This window comes from Nocardia sp. NPDC127579, from assembly GCF_042672005.1.
Taxonomy (GTDB): domain Bacteria; phylum Actinomycetota; class Actinomycetes; order Mycobacteriales; family Mycobacteriaceae; genus Nocardia.
In genome coordinates this window covers 89,142-103,681 of the sequence record NZ_JBHXVZ010000011.1, presented here as the reverse complement: position 1 = coordinate 103,681, position 14,540 = coordinate 89,142, and the positions used below count along the sequence as shown (strand labels likewise).

The window sequence follows — 14,540 nt, the reverse complement described above, 5'->3', positions numbered from 1 at the left end:
GGGCTACCGCTGGTCCAGCCACTCCGGTACCCGGTGCAGCTGCGGCATCGTCGCCGAGACCTGCGCGACGAACCGCCAGGGCCGGTCGGTGTCGGTGGTCGCTTTACCGCTGGTGAGTATCGCGCCGGCCAGCCCGCGCTCAGGATCGGCCCAGCCGTACTGGGTCGTCAATCCGCTCCGGCCGAAATGGAATCGGGTGTCGCGCCCGAATTTGGATCGGCGTCCGCCCAGCTCGAAACCGGCGGCGCTGACCCGCCCGGCGACCCCGGGAATACGCTCCGCGGGCGCGATGGCACGGCGCAGCGCGACCGGGCCGATGATCCGAGTTCCGTCGAGTTCGCCACCGCGGGTGAGGATCTCGTAGAACCGGGAGAGTTCCTCGGCCGTGGTGATCAGATTGCCCGACGGGAGTTCGGCGGTGAGAAACGCCGCGCCGTCGGACTTCGACGCCTTGTCCATGCGCCCGCCGAGCGCCTTGCTCGCCAGCAGTTTCGCCAGTCGCGACGGCGGCGGCCCGGTCTTGACGCTCGGCACCACCGCGCCGATATCGGCGGATGCGACGCCGAAGTTGTTCCAGCGGAAGCCCAATGGGGTCAGCACCTGTTCGGCGAGATGGTCGCGCATCCGCTTCCCGGTCGCGCGCTGCACCAGGAGGCGGAGGGTGAGCCCGGCCGTCAGGGCGTGATACACCCGGAATCGCCCCGGCGGCCAGGTCGGCTTCAGATCCGCCAGTGCGCGCACGGCGAGGTCTTCGTCGAGAACGACCTCGTTGCCTCGGTACGGCGGCGTCAGAAACGGGAATCCGCCCGCATGCGACAGCACGTGACCGATGGTGATCCGGTCCTTGCCCCGGGCGGCGAACTCCGGAATGTACTCGCACACCGGGTCGCCGGCGGCGAACACGCCTTGCTCGATCAGCATGGACATCACGGTCGCCGCGACACCCTTGGCGGTCGAGAATCCGCAGAACGGCATCGCGGTGGTCACCAGGATCTTCGCGGCATCGGGGGCGTCGTGCGGCGCGTTTCCCCAACCGTGCCCGATGGCCCGATTCAGCACGATCCGGCCCTCGCGCCGCAGGCACACCTGGATCGCCGGCGTCGTGCCCAGCGCGTACCACTCCAGGATCGAGCGCCACAGGGCATCGATCGCGGCAGCCGACAGCCCGGCCGCGCGCGGATCGTCCTCGTCCCCGATGGTGGTCACGGCCCCCAGATCGGTACCCACCGTCACCAGCCTGCCCGCAAGCGCACTCATAGCCGCCCAGCCTATAGCCGGCTCTCGCGCACAGCCGCCGCCACTCGGCTGTGCGCCGACCGGAAAACCGGTTTGGTCGCAAGCGGGCGCGGAGTACCGTCGGTGCGAAGTTCGAACTTGGGGGTGCGATGCGACCACTGGGTTCTGTGGATCCACGCCGAGTCGGGAAGATCCGGATTCTCGCAGTGCTCAGCCAGGGGGCCATGGGGCGCGTCCTGCTGGGGCGCGGGCCCGATCGGCGTCTGGTAGCGGTGAAGCGCATCCATCGCTCTCTGGTCCAGGATCCGGCGGTGCGTGCGCGTTTCGCCCACGAGATCGCGGCCGCGCGCCGGGTGACGGGGGCATATACGGCGGCGATCACCGACGCCGATCCGGATTCGGCCGATCCGTGGCTGGCTTCGGTTTTCGTACCGGGGCCTTCGCTGCAGGAAGCCGTCGACGCGGATGGTCCACTGCACCTGGGCGGGCTGCGCCTGCTGCTGGCCGGATTGGCGTCCGCGCTGGGCGAGCTGCACCGGGCCGGTCTGGTGCACCGGGATCTCAAGCCCGGCAACCTGCTGTTGGCCGCCGACGGGCCGCGGATCGTCGACTTCGGGATCGCGCGTGCCCTGGACGCGGACGGGCAGCTGACCGCGACCGGGACGGTGCTGGGGTCACCGGCCTATATGGCGCCCGAGCAGGCCGAGGGGTTCGAACCGACCTCGGCGAGTGATGTTTTCGCGGTCGGCGCGATCATGGCGATGGCCGCCACCGGAATCGGCCCGTTCGGCGGGACCTCGGCGCCACAGACGCTGTACAACGTGGTGCACGCGGCGCCGGAGATCAGCCGCGTGCCGCCGCTGCTGCACCCGCTCGTCGCCGCGTGCCTGAGCAAGAATCCCGCCGACCGGCCCACCTTCGTCCAACTGCTGGACGCCGCGGCCCGGATCCCGGCCGAACCCGCCTGGCCGCCCGCGATCCGGCAGCGGATCGCGCAGCGCGAAGCCGAAGCCGCGGAATGGGATCGGCGCGCTGGGGTGGGTCAGGAGCGCCCGCGGCGCGGGTGGCGTGTCCTGGCGGTGGCGGCGGCGGTCGGAGTCCTCGGCGTGGCCGCCGGACTGGCGACGGGTGCGGTGCTGCCACGGGAGGTGGTTGCGGGCGTCCCGGAGTCGATGATCGATCCGCCGATGACGCTCGGCGCGGAGGAACTGCGTCGGGTCGACGAATGCGTGCTGCTGGCGGAGCGGGTGACCGGCGACATCGGGGAGCGCAAGAGCGCGCCGGCGCCCTACTCGGGCAATTCCTGCCGGGTCTCGGTGCGGGACAGGGCTACCGGGGAGACCGTCCTGGTGAGTCTGGACATCGGCTGGAACATGTCCGCTGCGGTCGGGACCAAGGATCTCGGGACGTCGCTCGGTGGCATGCGAGTCTTCGGCGACCAGCCCCAGAGCACCGCGGGGACCGGTGATTACCGGCGGTGCCGCCGAACGGCGGTGGCGCGGGTGGACGCCCTGCCCGGTATCGAGGTCTCGGTCGGCAGCGACGCCGGTGAGCCCTGTCGCACCGCGGACGAGGTATTGCGCGCCGTGGTGTTCCGGCTCGCGGTCAATCCGCCGCTGGTCGTGCGCGAACCCGGTTCGGTGCTGGCGCTGGCGCCGTGTGCGGCACTGACCACCGACGAAGCGACCGCGGTGGTGGGTGCTCTGCAGCGCCAGCCGGCGTTGTTCGACATCTACCGGTGTGATTGGACCGGTGTGCGGCTGTCGATCTCCGTGGCGCTGTCGGCCGAGCCGAATCCGGCGAGCCTGAGCGAGCCGTTCCCGGTGGCGGGCCTGACCACCTACCGCTGGACCGGTGTGCCCGATCCGAACCGGTGCCAGCTGACCTATCCGGTCCGGAAGTCCGGCGCGATGTACGAGACCGTCGAGGTGGCCGTGCAGGATCTATCGAAGGAGCAATCGCAGGAGGCGTTGTGCGACACCACGGGCCGTGTGCTGACCACTGTCCTCGCGAGGTTGCCCCGGTCGTGAAGTGGACACCACTCGAGCACGACGATCCTCGCGCCATCGGTCGCTACCGGGTGCTCGGTGTGATCGGCGCCGGAGGTATGGGCCGTGTGCTGCTCGGTGTCGGGCCCGACGGGCGGCCGGTCGCGATCAAGCTGATTCGCGCGGACCTGGTGGCCGACCCGGAGTCCAGGGCGCGTTTCGGTCGCGAGGTGCACGCCTCGGCCCGGGTGTCCGGTGCTTTCACAGCGGCCGTGGTCGATGCCGACGTCGACGGCGAGACACCGTGGCTGGCTTCGCTTTTCGTGCCCGGTGTGCCGCTGGACATCGCGGTGTCCGAGCAGGGCCGGTTCGGGCCGGACGCCACTCGGATGCTGGCGGCCGGACTGGCCTCGGCATTGCGCGAGATTCATCGGCGCGGACTGGTGCACCGGGATCTCAAGCCGGGCAACGTAATTCTGGCGGCCGACGGGCCGAAGGTCATCGACTTCGGGATCGCGCGCGCCTACGAGGGTGGCGCGCAGCTGACCCAGACCGGATCGGTGCTCGGATCCCCGGCCTACATGTCACCGGAGCAGGCGGATTCCTCGCCGCTGACACCGGCGAGCGATATCTTCGCGCTCGGATCGGTCCTGGTGACGGCGGCGACGGGACGCGCTCCGTTCACCGGCGTCTCGGTGCCGAACCTGCTGTACAACATCGTGTTCGGTGAGCCGGAGCTGTCCGAGGTGCCGCCGGAGTTGCGGTCGCTGCTCGCCTGGTGCCTGCGTAAGGAGCCGGGGGAGCGCCCGACGCCGGAACAGGTGCTGGACCACCTGCATCCGTTGCCGATCGCGGTCCGGCCCTGGTCGCCGCAGCTGCATCGGATGATCGACGAGCAGGAACGTGGGCTGCGCGATCTGCTGGCCGACCCGAACGCGACCATGATCCGGCCGAGGCATGCCGAAAAGGTGAGCGACGCACGAGTTTTCGCGCGCGGAAGCGGCAACCGTCGTCGCGCCCCGGTGGCTACGGGCGCGCTCGCCGCGATCATGATGTTGATCGCGGCGGTCATCGTCGTGGCCCGCGACGGCGGTGGCGGCGGTGGGATCGCGCCGAACCCGCTCGCGCCCCTGTCGCTGGCGGGTCTGCGGACCATCGATCCGTGTGCAGTGCTGAAGCAGGCGCTGTCCCCGTTACCGGACAGTGCGGAGTTCAAGCCGTCGAGTTGGGAACAATGCACCGTCAAGCGTGGCGAAACTGATTGGGTAAGAATCGAATTCGCGGATGCGGGCAGGTTTCACGACAGCGGGCGCACCGTCGACGGCGTTCCGGTTCTCGAATCGCCCGGGCCGTCGGCCGACGAATGCGGCAGGGCGCTGCGACCCGCGACGGCGTCGCCGCAGGTCGGGATCGTCGTCACCGTCAGCGGTGGCTGCGCCGGACTGGACACGGTGCTGCCGGGCGTGGTCGCGAGTCTGCGTGCGGCGCCGCCGCAATTCCCCGACGCGCGCAGCACGCTGGCGGTTCTGGACGTCTGCGCGGCTCTCGATCAGGTGACAGTCGACCGCGTGCTGGGTGCGGGCGCGACACCGGCACCCACTGCCCCCCATGTGTGCTCGTGGCGGAACTCGAACCTCCTGTACGTGCGCGCGCGACTGGGCGGTCCGGTCGACGGTCCCCAATACCGGCCGGTGGACCTGGGCGGAGGTATGACGGTGTATGGAACCGCCACCGAGGGCACACCCTGTCACCGCCACTACCAGCACCGCACTCGCGGAGCGAACCAGGCCGAGGTGGTCGAGGTCGCGCTCAGCAAGGGCAACATCCCCACCTCGTGCGCGGCAGCCGACGACATCATGCGCACGCTGATTCCATCGTTGTCGTAGTCGGTCGCGGGCAGTAGGCCGAACCGTCCCGCGCTATCGGACCCCGATCTGCAATCGGATCGCACCGTCGGGGGTGGTTGCGTGTAGCGCCTGTGTGATGAGCCCGCCCAGATCGATCCGGGTGATCGTCCCGGGCAGCTGGGCCAGAAGTGGCTCGAATACCGGGAGTAGCGCTCGTAATTCGGGTTCGAGACGCATGACAGCCGCCGCCAGGCGATCGAGCAGCGGGACCAGTCCGGTGACCTCGGGTGTATCGGTGAGGTAGTCGCCGGGCGTGTCGCCGGTGTGGACCACCCGCGCGATGGCGTCGGCGACGGCGACGACCCGCGGGCCGAAATCGGCCCAGTCCGGTGACGCGGACGCGAGTTCCCCACCGGCCCAGGCCATTCGCTCCGCGTGGGCCTGCATGTCGAGCAGCATGCGGCGGATCAGGTCGGTGCGGCTGAGCAGGGTCGAGGCGAGCAGGTCGGTGGCCCGCGACAGCTGTGGGACGACGGCCTCGGTGCCCTCCAGCGCGACGGTGAAATTGTCGACGATGGCGCTCAGGGCCCGTGGATCCACCTGCCGCAGTAGCTCGGTCGCCGCCCGCGCCACCTCCGGAATCGAGATCGGCGGGCTGACCGCGGCGGCATCGATGCGCTGCCCGTCCCGCAGGTACGGTCCGCCGGAGCGCTCGGGCCGGAATTCGATATAGGGCTCCCCGAGTCCGGACAGCGCTTCGATCCGCACGGCGCTGGTCTCGGGCAGCTGATAGGCGGCGTCGTAGCCGAACGCGACCTCGACCGCCGCGCCGGTGTGCCGCACGGTGTCGACCCGCCCGATCTCGATGCCGGACAGCAGCACCTTCGACCGCGGCAGCAGCCCGCCGGAGTCGGGGACCACCAGGGTGGCGGTGCGGCGTTCGGCGAACCAGTCGACTTCGACCACGCCGACCGCGAGGTAGGTGACACCCAGTACCAGGATCGCGCCGATGGCGGCGAGCGAGGGCAGCGAGCCGACCGGCCGGGTGCTCATCGAACCACCCCGATCATGGTGAGCGCGCCGATGATCGCCGCGACCTGCTCGTCGGTGGGCACCGCGCCACCGGCATCGACCAGGCCGATATTCAGCCGGGGATCCTGGGTGAACGGAATGATCGTGTCCCGCAACAGTGCCACCAGCCGATTCAGATTCGACGGCGCGTCCAGATCCAGCGGCCGGTTCGTGAAGAGGAGGGGGACAAGAGCTTTGGCGGTTGCGTCGCCCGCCTCCAGTAGTGGTCCCAGCCAGGCCACCGCATGCCCGACGATGCCGAGTCCGCCGACGACGCCGAGTGTGAGTACCAGCGACCTGGCGTCGGCCGGGATCTCGACCGCTCCACGCGCGCTGAGTATCTCGCCGAGCTCGCGGGGATGGTGCAGGACCACGCCGAGGTTCTGCTCGACCGTGGCGAGGAACCGGTCCACCGAATCGAGATTGCCCGCGAGATCCTGGGCGTCGCGGCCGAGCACGTCGGCGATGCGCGCGGTGTCGGCCGGTCGTTCGGGCAGCACGCGGTTCATCCGGTTGATCATGTCCTGTACCTGCTGCACGGCCCCGCCGCCGACGAAGGTGGACATGCCCGCGAGCAGGTCCTCGATCTGGAGCGCGGGCCGGGTTCGCTCCAGGGGGATGGTGCCGCCCGGCGCGATGGTGCGATCGAAACCGTGTGCGGGCGTGGTGAGCCCGATGAAGATATCGCCGAGGATGGTGTTCTGCCGCAGCTGCACTGTGGTCTCGACGGGCAGCCGCACGGACTCCCGGATGTCGACGATCGCCTCGACCTGCCCCGGCCGGTCCGGCGCCGGATCGATCACCTGTACCTCGCGCAGGCTGCCGATCTGGGCGCCGTTTGCTACGACCTTGGCCTGAGCGGGCAGATTGAGCGCGTTGGCCAGTTCGATGCGCACCGGATAGGTCGGCCCGGCGACACTCGCACCGGGAACGGGGACCCGAGCGGGGTCGAAACCGCAGCCGCTGAGCCCGACGATGATCGAAAGCAACACTCCGACAGTGCGTTTCATCGGTTACCCGCCGATCCGAGCAGTAGTGGCAGCAGGCTCGCGCCGGTGTGACAGCGGCCAGGCGCCAGCGTGCCGATCGCCGCGCAGATCTGCTCGGACTGCGCGGGCGGTAGGGCGACTCGCGGCGGCGCGTAGGTCAGCCGCGGTCGGCCGGTGACCGGGTCGAGTACCTGGGTGAACGAGTCCACGATCGGCGGGATCATGGTGAGGATCTGCTGTAGCGTCCCCGCGTTGGCGGCCAGCAGCCGCAATCCGGGCAGCGCGCCGTCCAGCGCCCCCAGCAGCTCTCGCCCCCATTCCCGCGCCAGATCGTTGAACCACGGCAGGATGACCAGCAGCGAATCGATCAACTGCACCATGGTGTTCCACAGCTGATTGATGAAGGCGATCCCGGCGCCGGTCCTGGCCAGCGTCGCGGTGATGTCGTCCCAGTTCAGCGCGATGCTGTTGATCAGGTCCGCGTACGAATCGAGCAGCGCGCCGAGATGGCCGACGGCGGCGTCGGGCGCCCGCAGCGCCTGGCCGAGGTCCTTGATCAATCTGTTCAGTGCGGGCCCGGTGCCGGCCGTCGCGTCGGCGAGGGCCAGCACACCGTCCTGGATCCGGGTCCGCTCGCCCGGCACGGTGACCCCGTTGAGCTGCTCGGCGAGCCGCGAAAAGCTCTGTAGCGTAGCGCTGATGCTCTTCGGGGTGAAGGTCTTGCGCACGCAGTGGCGCGGATCCCAGGCCGCCGTGGAGCCGGCCTCGCCGAGCACGGCGAGGTCGCGGTCGGCGACGAGACTGTCCGCGACCGTGGTCGCGGTGACCTCGCCGTACAGCACCCGTTCGGCCTCGATCCGGAATTCGACCCGCACCCCGATGCCCTCGGGCCGCACGCTGTCGACCGTGCCGACCGGGATGCCGCGCATCGTGACGTGGTTGCCCGGATAGAGGCCCACCGCATCGGGCAGCAGCGCGCAGTAACCGACGGTCTTGCGTACCGGATCGAACACGATCAGGTAGGCGAGGACGGTGAGCGCCGCGAGCGCGAGCGCGCCCGCGACACTGACGAACCCCGGGGCGCCGGCTATCCGCTTCAGCATGTCAGCAGCCCCGTCCGGGAACCGGCACGCACACCGTCAGCGGGGAGTGGTCGATGACCAGCCCCTCCTCGGAACCGGTTGCGGCAACGAGTCTTTCGCGTAGCTCGCGCCAGGCGGGCAGGGCGGCGTCGAGCTGGGCGCTCAGCTCGTGCAACCGCGGCAGCAACTCGCGCAGCTTGGCGATCACGGGCCGCAGTACGTCGCGGTGGGCGGGTTCCAGCGCGGCGATCCGGGAGAGCAGTTGCGCGGTGATGGTCAGAGCCACATCGATCTCACCGCGTTTGCTCAGGCCGATGGTCAGGAGCAGGCCGAGTTCCCGCACGAAGGTGCCGAGCAGGGACTTGTTGGCGTTCACCACGGTGAGGTACTCGTCCAGCACCGTCAGCGCGCGGGACACGTCCTGATTCTGCCGTTGCAGAATGGTGACGAAACTCTGTGCCGCCGAACCTATTCGGCGCAGCGCGTCCGGGCTCTCGCGCAGCGCGGACTGGATGGCGGCGAGATCGGCGCGCAGCGTCTCACCGTCGACCTGGGCGAGAGGCGTGGCGGCGTCCTGCATCGTCTGCACCAGGCTGTAGGGCAGGCGTACTCGCTCGGGAGGTATCACCGTGGTGCCCAGCGCCCGCGTGCCGGCCGGCAGCAGCGCGAGATAGTGCCCGCCGACCGCGGTGAGCATGCGGATCTCCAGGCTGGTGTCCGCACCGAGGAACACCTCCCGATCCACGGTGAAACGCATCCGCACCCGGTCCGGCAGCAGCTCGAGGTCGGTCACCGAGCCGACAGTGATCCCGGCGACCCGCACCTGCGCGCCCTCGCGAATCGACTGCGCCTCGGTGAGTTCCGCGGTGTAGGTGGACTTGCCCAGTGGCACCGCGTAGATGACCGCGGTGGCCACCAGGAGCATGGCCACGAACGCCGTACCGAGCACGCCGAGGCGGAACTCGCGGCGCTGTGCGGCGGCCTCGTGCCGGTCGGGAGTGTGCGGCAGTAGCCGTTCGAGCAGCGTCAGCCGTTGCATATCGCCACCCGCTGTCCGCCAACCAACACCGAAAGGACTTGCGGCAGTTCGGCCTTGCCTCTGGAACAGGTCAGCGCGACCGCTCCGGGACCGGCTTGCGCCGGGGGCAGCAGGGCGCTCAGCGCCTGGAGCAGTCCGGGCAGCTTGCCGACCGCGTCGGCGGCGGCGCCGGGATCGGGGAACAGCAGCAGCAGATCGCGATAGACATCGGGATTGCGCCGCTCGGTGAAGCCGAGGGTGTCCAGCAGCCGGTTCAGCGGGCCGAGTGCGGTCGGGGCGACCGCGGCGAAGTCGATCAGCCCGTCGAGTTTCGCGCGGAACGCCGTGATCACCTCGGCGATGCCGCGTAGCAGCGTCACCAGATGCGGTGACCTGCCGCCGATCTGACCCGAGATGGCGTGCAGATTCGCCACGATGGTGGCGATCACCGCCTGCCGATCGGTGGTGTAGCGACTGAGCTTCTCCAACGCGTCCAGGGCCGGGCCGATCCCGGAGCCGTTGCCCTCGATCACCGCGAGCACGCTGGTGGTGAACTGGTTGAGCGCGCCGGGGGAGAACTCCTGGAGCACCGGCCGCAAGCCGTTGAACAACTGGGTGATGTCGAAGGACGGCACCGTGTGCGCCACGTCGATGGCGGCGCCGCGCGGAAGCGGAGTGCCGGGACGATCGGGCTGGCGGATATCGACATACCGCTGGCCGGTGAGGGTTTGGTACCGGATGGCGAACACGCTGGTGTCGTAGACGGGTCGGCGGTCGTCGAGGGTGAAGCGCACCGACGCGTGCGCGCCGCGCAGCGCGATGCCGGTGACTTTGCCGACGCCGACTCCGAACATGCGCACGTCATCGCCTGTCTTCAGGCCCGACGCATCGGTGAATTCTGCTGTGTAGGTAGTGGTTTCGCCGTCGACGGGGCGGGTGATGGCATTCACCACGAGCAGCAGCAGCGCCAGGACCGCCGAGGTGAACAGGGTGAGGCGGAGCAGGATCGCGCGCGGTGACAGGGTGTTCATCGGCGCCCTCCGAGCAGTGGCACGGCCACGCCGGGCATCGCGCCCAAGCTCACCTCGACGTCGAGGGCGGGCCCGTCGGGAGTCGTGCTGAACAGGCGGTGCAGCCGATCGACGAGTTCGTCCATCTCGGCCTGGGAGCGCCGGGGGTTCGGCACCGTCGCCGCCACCGCGGCCAGCACGGGCGTCGACGCCGCGGCATAGCCGTCGAGCGCCTGGCGCGCCGCCGTGCCGAGGCGGCCGATGGCGGGGAAGGCGCCCTCGGTGACCATCGCGATGGTGGCGTCGTAGCGGGGCCGGTCGGTGCGGAAGACATCGATGTTCACGACGGCGTCGACCAGCCGCAGGGTGGCCCCGGCGAAATCGCCCGCGCCGCCGAAGAAGGCCGCGTACTGCTCGAGCAGGTAGTCCGACGGGTAGCGCTGGGTGTCGGCTACCGCCGTGCCCAGCGCGACGATGGCCTCGAAAAGCGGTGTGAAGGACCGCAATTGGCTGCCGAAACGGTGGATCAAATCGCTCAGCCGCCCGGTGAGCACGTCGGTGGAGGTCTGGGTGAGCGCGCGCAGCAGCTCACCCATGGTGGTGTCGGTGACCCGGCTCGCGTTGTGGCCGGACAGATCGACCACCGTGCCGTCGCGCAGGGGTGCACCACCCGTGGCGGAGCGCAGGGTGACGGCGCTGACCCCGAACAGGTTCTCCGGGGCGTAGTCGACGCTCAAAGTATCGGTGAGCGAGCCGGTTTGCCCCTGGTCGAGCTCCAGCGTGATCAGCTGACGGCCCTGATCGACCGGTTCGACGGCGGCGACCGCCCCGACCATGACCCCGTCCAGGCGGACCCGGGTCCCTGCGATCACGCCCTGACCGACCTGTTCGGTGCGCAGGTGCACGCGCAGCACGCCCGCCGGGGAGTCGTCGAGTCCGGCGCGCACGGCGAGCGTGGCGAGTGCGGCCACGACCAGCGCGAGCGCGCCCACCACGCGCGCGCCGCGCCGGTCCATGCTCACGCCGGGAATCGTGTGGTTCGGCATCGGCTCACCCCGGGAATTCGATCGCGGAATCGATGCCCCACAAAGCGATGGTGAGCACCATGTCCAAGGCGATGATCGCGACGAAGCTGGCCCGCACCGCGCGGCCCGAGGCGATACCCACACCCTCGGGCCCGCCCGCGGCGAAAAAGCCGTAGTAGCAATGGATCAGGATGACCGCAATGCCGAAGACCAGGATCTTCACGACCGCGGCGAGGATGTCGTAACCACTGGTGAACTGGAAGAAATAGTGGTCGTAGACCCCGCCCGCCGCACCGTGCAGCGCCACGATGACCGTCTGACAGGCCAGATAGGACAGGATCAGCGCGATCAGGAAAGTGGGCACGATGGCGACCGCGCCGGCGATCACCCGGGTGGTCACCACGAACGGAATCGAGCGCAGGCCCAGGGATTCGATGGCATCGATCTCCTCGGAGATACGCATGGAGCCGATCTCGGCCGTCATCCGGCAGCCGGCCTGCGCGGCGAACCCGACGGCGGCCGCGATCGGCGCGAGCTCCCGGGTATTGGCGAAGGCCGACACCACGCCGGTGACCGGGCCGAGGCCGAGCAGGTCCAGGGCGGCGAAGGACTGGATGCCCACGCCCGCGCCCATGGCGATACCGAGCACGATCAGCATCGGCACGGTCCCGCCGCCGACGATGATCGAGCCGCGGCCCCAGGTCATATCGGTGATGGTGCGCATGGTCTGGGCGCGATACCGCTTCAGCGTCGAGGGAATCGCCCACAGGGCCTGGCCGACGAAACCCAGTACGAATCCGGTGTGCTCCACCGGCTTCAGTAGTCGATCCGGTCGGCGCGCGAGGCGATACACCCAGCGCAGGCCCCGGGGGGAGTACGGAGTCGCCGTCATCAGGCCACCCGCAGCGGCAGGAACATGGTGACCACCTGGGTGATCACGAGATTGACCAGGATGATCGCGGCCACCGAGATCACCACCGCCGCGTTCACTCCGTCGGCGACCCCGCGCGGGCCGCCCTTGGCCTCGAGCCCGCGCTGGCAGGCCACGATCACGACCAGGAACCCGAACAGCATGGCCTTGCCGAGCGAGATCCACACATCGGCCAGCACCGCGAACGAGCCGAAGGTCGCCCAGTAGCTGCCCGGTGTCACGTTCTGGGTGCTGATCGCCACCGCGTACCCGGAGACCACGCCCACGAAGACGATGAGGATATTCAGCAGCGGCGCCACCAGCAGCATGGCCGCCATCCGCGGGATCACCAGCCGGTGCACCGGCGAGATACCCATGGTGCGCAGCGCGTCGATCTCCTCGCGGACCGTGCGCGCGCCCAGATCGGCGGCGATGGCCGACGCTCCCGCACCGCCGAGCAGCAGGCCGGTCGCGATCGGCGCGCCCTGCTGGATCACCCCGAGCCCGCCCGCGGCCCCGATCATGGAGTCGGCCCCGAGCTGGTGGATGAGATTGCCGACCTGCACCGAGACGACGACGCCGAACGGCACGGCCATCAGGATCGCCGGAATCGCGGTGACGGTGACCAGATACCAGGCCTGGCGCAGCATTTCGTGCCATTGGAAGCGCATCCCGATCGCCTCGGCGACGCCGCCGCGCACCGACTCCAGGCCGAGATCGACCGCGCGACCGAACGTCCGGACACTGGAAATGGCTGTGCCGGTGATATTTTCGCGCATGATCCGCAGGATGGTGGATGAACCGTGATCGTCGGGAGCTGTCCGGGCACCGTCCATGGATCCTCCCTCGCACCGCGTCCATAGCCTCTCGAGGCCAGCCGCATCACCGTAAAACAACGACGTCAATTTCGAGTCGAAAATGGAAGAGACACCATAGAATTCGGCATCTCCCCGGCTGTGCGCCAAGGGTGCGGGCCGGGGTGCGTAGACTGGCGCGGCCGAGTCCAGCGAACCGAGGATCTCGAGAAAGCGGCCGACCATGATGGAGGAGCGAGTGCCGTCCACGCGACGCGAGCACATCCTCGACTCGGCACGCGAACTGATCGTGCGGGACGGCTACGCCGGTGCCAGTATGCACGCCATCGCCCGCGCCGCCGGGCTCACCCGCCCCGCCGTCTACGCCGAATTCGCCGACCGCGACACCCTTTTCGACGCGCTGCTCGATCGCGAGGAGGAACGCGCTCTGCTCATGGCGGCCGCGGCCATCCCCGAATTCGAACCCGGCGCCGACCCGACCGCGGTCGCGCTGCGCGCCGCCGAGCTCTTCCTCGATATCGTGCTCGCCGCCCCCGCCACCTGGCGGTTCGTCCTCATGCCGGGGGAGGGGATGCCGCGCGCGGTCTACGGGCGCGTCGCCGGTGGCCGCGCGGCGCTGCGGGTCCGTACCGAAGCGATGCTGGGCCTGGTCGCGGCGTCGGCGCGGGCCGAGATCGATACCGAGCTGTTCAGCTACACGGTGATCAGCGCGTCGGAGACGGCGGCACGCCTGGTGCTGGCCGAGGGCGGCCGAGACCGGCGTGACGCCGTCGCGGGCACCATGCGATGGCTGGTCCGGCGTGCGCTCGTGGCCAGCAGCGTCGGAATCGGTTGAGCCATGGCCGGACTGCCTGTCGAACCGGCGCCGCCGCGCCGCCGCTACGCCAAGCGGCTGCTGCCCGCCGAGCGCCGGGAACAGCTGCTCGACACCGCGCTGCGTATTGTCGCGAGCCGGGGATTCGCCGAGGTGACCATGGCCGCGGTCGCCGAGCACGGCGGTGTGACCCGGCCGGTGGTCTACGACTCGTTCGGCAATCGCGACGAGCTGCTGGCCGCGCTGATCGAACGTGAAACCGCCGCCATGCGGGCGGCGGTCGCCCGGGCACTGCGTGGGGAGCGCGAATCCGGAGCCGCGCCACGGGAAGTGCTGATCGACGCGCTCCGGCGATTCCTCGATGATGTGGGCACCATGCCGGACACGTGGCGGCTGGTCTACTTCCCGATCGACGGGGTGCCCCCGTTGCTGCGTGACCATATTCGAAAGGCGCGCAACGAGTTCCGCGACCCGCTCCGGCGGCTGCTCGGGGAGTGGCTGGCGGACCTGCCGCCCGGGGCGGACGCCGACGCGGTGGATCCGGACGTGCTCGTCGAGATCGTGCAGGGCTGCCTGCAAACGTTGGCGCGGCGCGTTCTCGACGATCCGCGCGAATTCGGGGTGCGGCGGATTCTCGCGGCGATCGAGTTGGTACTCGGCGAATCGGACTGAGCGGCAGACCGTCCCAGACGTTGTCGACCGGCTGGTGGCGGCCGAGATCAACCGATTGTCGGT

13 protein-coding genes are annotated in these 14,540 nt (G+C 69.8%); 4 read left to right on the top strand and 9 right to left on the bottom strand.

From position 1 onward, the window contains the following. Positions 1-3 precede the first annotated feature (3 nt). On the bottom strand, positions 4-1,257 hold the full coding sequence (locus ACFVMC_RS30160) for a serine hydrolase (RefSeq protein ID WP_379215890.1): 1,254 nt from the start codon (positions 1,255-1,257) through the stop codon (positions 4-6). A 185-nt stretch (positions 1,258-1,442) separates the two neighbouring features. Here ACFVMC_RS30160 and ACFVMC_RS30155 point away from each other — a divergent pair, with 185 nt between their 5' ends. Further along, positions 1,443-3,266 (top strand): serine/threonine-protein kinase, encoded by a 1,824-nt coding sequence (locus tag ACFVMC_RS30155; RefSeq protein ID WP_379215889.1) that lies wholly within the window; start codon positions 1,443-1,445, stop codon positions 3,264-3,266. Beyond that, positions 3,263-5,110, top strand: a complete 1,848-nt coding sequence (locus ACFVMC_RS30150) for a protein kinase (RefSeq protein WP_379215887.1) — start codon at positions 3,263-3,265, stop codon at positions 5,108-5,110. The genes ACFVMC_RS30155 and ACFVMC_RS30150 overlap by 4 nt, the downstream gene beginning before the upstream one ends. A 33-nt stretch (positions 5,111-5,143) precedes the next feature. Here the strand turns inward: ACFVMC_RS30150 and ACFVMC_RS30145 are convergent, their stop codons facing one another. The 8 genes from ACFVMC_RS30145 to ACFVMC_RS30110 are packed head-to-tail and all read right to left on the bottom strand — an operon-like array spanning position 5,144 to position 12,955. Next, positions 5,144-6,124: an MlaD family protein gene (locus ACFVMC_RS30145; RefSeq protein ID WP_379215886.1), complete on the bottom strand. Its 981-nt coding sequence runs from the start codon at positions 6,122-6,124 to the stop codon at positions 5,144-5,146. Then, positions 6,121-7,152 carry an MlaD family protein gene (locus tag ACFVMC_RS30140; protein WP_379215884.1) on the bottom strand — a complete coding sequence of 344 codons (1,032 nt, stop codon included), beginning with the start codon at positions 7,150-7,152 and terminating at the stop codon, positions 6,121-6,123. The genes ACFVMC_RS30145 and ACFVMC_RS30140 overlap by 4 nt, the downstream gene beginning before the upstream one ends. Further along, positions 7,149-8,234, bottom strand: coding sequence for an MlaD family protein (locus ACFVMC_RS30135; RefSeq protein ID WP_379215882.1), 1,086 nt, complete (start codon positions 8,232-8,234; stop codon positions 7,149-7,151). Before ACFVMC_RS30135 ends, ACFVMC_RS30140 begins: the two co-directional genes overlap by 4 nt. 1 nt (position 8,235) lies before the next feature. Beyond that, positions 8,236-9,252, bottom strand: coding sequence for an MlaD family protein (locus tag ACFVMC_RS30130; RefSeq protein ID WP_379215880.1), 1,017 nt, complete (start codon positions 9,250-9,252; stop codon positions 8,236-8,238). Further along, the gene (locus ACFVMC_RS30125; RefSeq protein WP_379215879.1) at positions 9,240-10,262 is read right to left on the bottom strand and encodes an MCE family protein; all 1,023 of its coding nucleotides are present in this window, start codon (positions 10,260-10,262) and stop codon (positions 9,240-9,242) included. The genes ACFVMC_RS30130 and ACFVMC_RS30125 overlap by 13 nt, the downstream gene beginning before the upstream one ends. Then, positions 10,259-11,287: an MlaD family protein gene (locus ACFVMC_RS30120; RefSeq protein WP_379215877.1), complete on the bottom strand. Its 1,029-nt coding sequence runs from the start codon at positions 11,285-11,287 to the stop codon at positions 10,259-10,261. The genes ACFVMC_RS30125 and ACFVMC_RS30120 overlap by 4 nt, the downstream gene beginning before the upstream one ends. Positions 11,288-11,291: 4 nt before the next feature. Beyond that, on the bottom strand, positions 11,292-12,158 hold the full coding sequence (locus ACFVMC_RS30115) for an ABC transporter permease (RefSeq protein WP_379215875.1): 867 nt from the start codon (positions 12,156-12,158) through the stop codon (positions 11,292-11,294). Next, positions 12,158-12,955 carry an ABC transporter permease gene (locus ACFVMC_RS30110; protein WP_379215873.1) on the bottom strand — a complete coding sequence of 266 codons (798 nt, stop codon included), beginning with the start codon at positions 12,953-12,955 and terminating at the stop codon, positions 12,158-12,160. Before ACFVMC_RS30110 ends, ACFVMC_RS30115 begins: the two co-directional genes overlap by 1 nt. 274 nt (positions 12,956-13,229) lie before the next feature. Here ACFVMC_RS30110 and ACFVMC_RS30105 point away from each other — a divergent pair, with 274 nt between their 5' ends. After that, positions 13,230-13,826: a TetR/AcrR family transcriptional regulator gene (locus ACFVMC_RS30105; protein WP_379215871.1), complete on the top strand. Its 597-nt coding sequence runs from the start codon at positions 13,230-13,232 to the stop codon at positions 13,824-13,826. Between the two features lie 3 nt (positions 13,827-13,829). After that, complete coding sequence (locus tag ACFVMC_RS30100) at positions 13,830-14,477, top strand: TetR/AcrR family transcriptional regulator (RefSeq protein ID WP_379215869.1); 648 nt, start codon at positions 13,830-13,832, stop codon at positions 14,475-14,477. The last annotated feature ends 63 nt before the right edge of the window (positions 14,478-14,540 follow it).

What these genes read in the sequence shown, in the direction of transcription:
- ACFVMC_RS30160 (WP_379215890.1), bottom strand. Translation starts at nt 1,257, where the DNA reads ATGAGTGCGCTTGCGGGCAGGCTGGTGACGGTGGGTACCGATCTGGGG.
- ACFVMC_RS30145 (WP_379215886.1), bottom strand. Translation starts at nt 6,124, where the DNA reads ATGAGCACCCGGCCGGTCGGCTCGCTGCCCTCGCTCGCCGCCATCGGC.
- ACFVMC_RS30140 (WP_379215884.1), bottom strand. Translation starts at nt 7,152, where the DNA reads ATGAAACGCACTGTCGGAGTGTTGCTTTCGATCATCGTCGGGCTCAGC.
- ACFVMC_RS30135 (WP_379215882.1), bottom strand. Translation starts at nt 8,234, where the DNA reads ATGCTGAAGCGGATAGCCGGCGCCCCGGGGTTCGTCAGTGTCGCGGGC.
- ACFVMC_RS30130 (WP_379215880.1), bottom strand. Translation starts at nt 9,252, where the DNA reads ATGCAACGGCTGACGCTGCTCGAACGGCTACTGCCGCACACTCCCGAC.
- ACFVMC_RS30125 (WP_379215879.1), bottom strand. Translation starts at nt 10,262, where the DNA reads ATGAACACCCTGTCACCGCGCGCGATCCTGCTCCGCCTCACCCTGTTC.
- ACFVMC_RS30120 (WP_379215877.1), bottom strand. Translation starts at nt 11,287, where the DNA reads ATGCCGAACCACACGATTCCCGGCGTGAGCATGGACCGGCGCGGCGCG.
- ACFVMC_RS30115 (WP_379215875.1), bottom strand. Translation starts at nt 12,158, where the DNA reads ATGACGGCGACTCCGTACTCCCCCCGGGGCCTGCGCTGGGTGTATCGC.
- ACFVMC_RS30110 (WP_379215873.1), bottom strand. Translation starts at nt 12,955, where the DNA reads ATGCGCGAAAATATCACCGGCACAGCCATTTCCAGTGTCCGGACGTTC.
- ACFVMC_RS30100 (WP_379215869.1), top strand. Translation starts at nt 13,830, where the DNA reads ATGGCCGGACTGCCTGTCGAACCGGCGCCGCCGCGCCGCCGCTACGCC.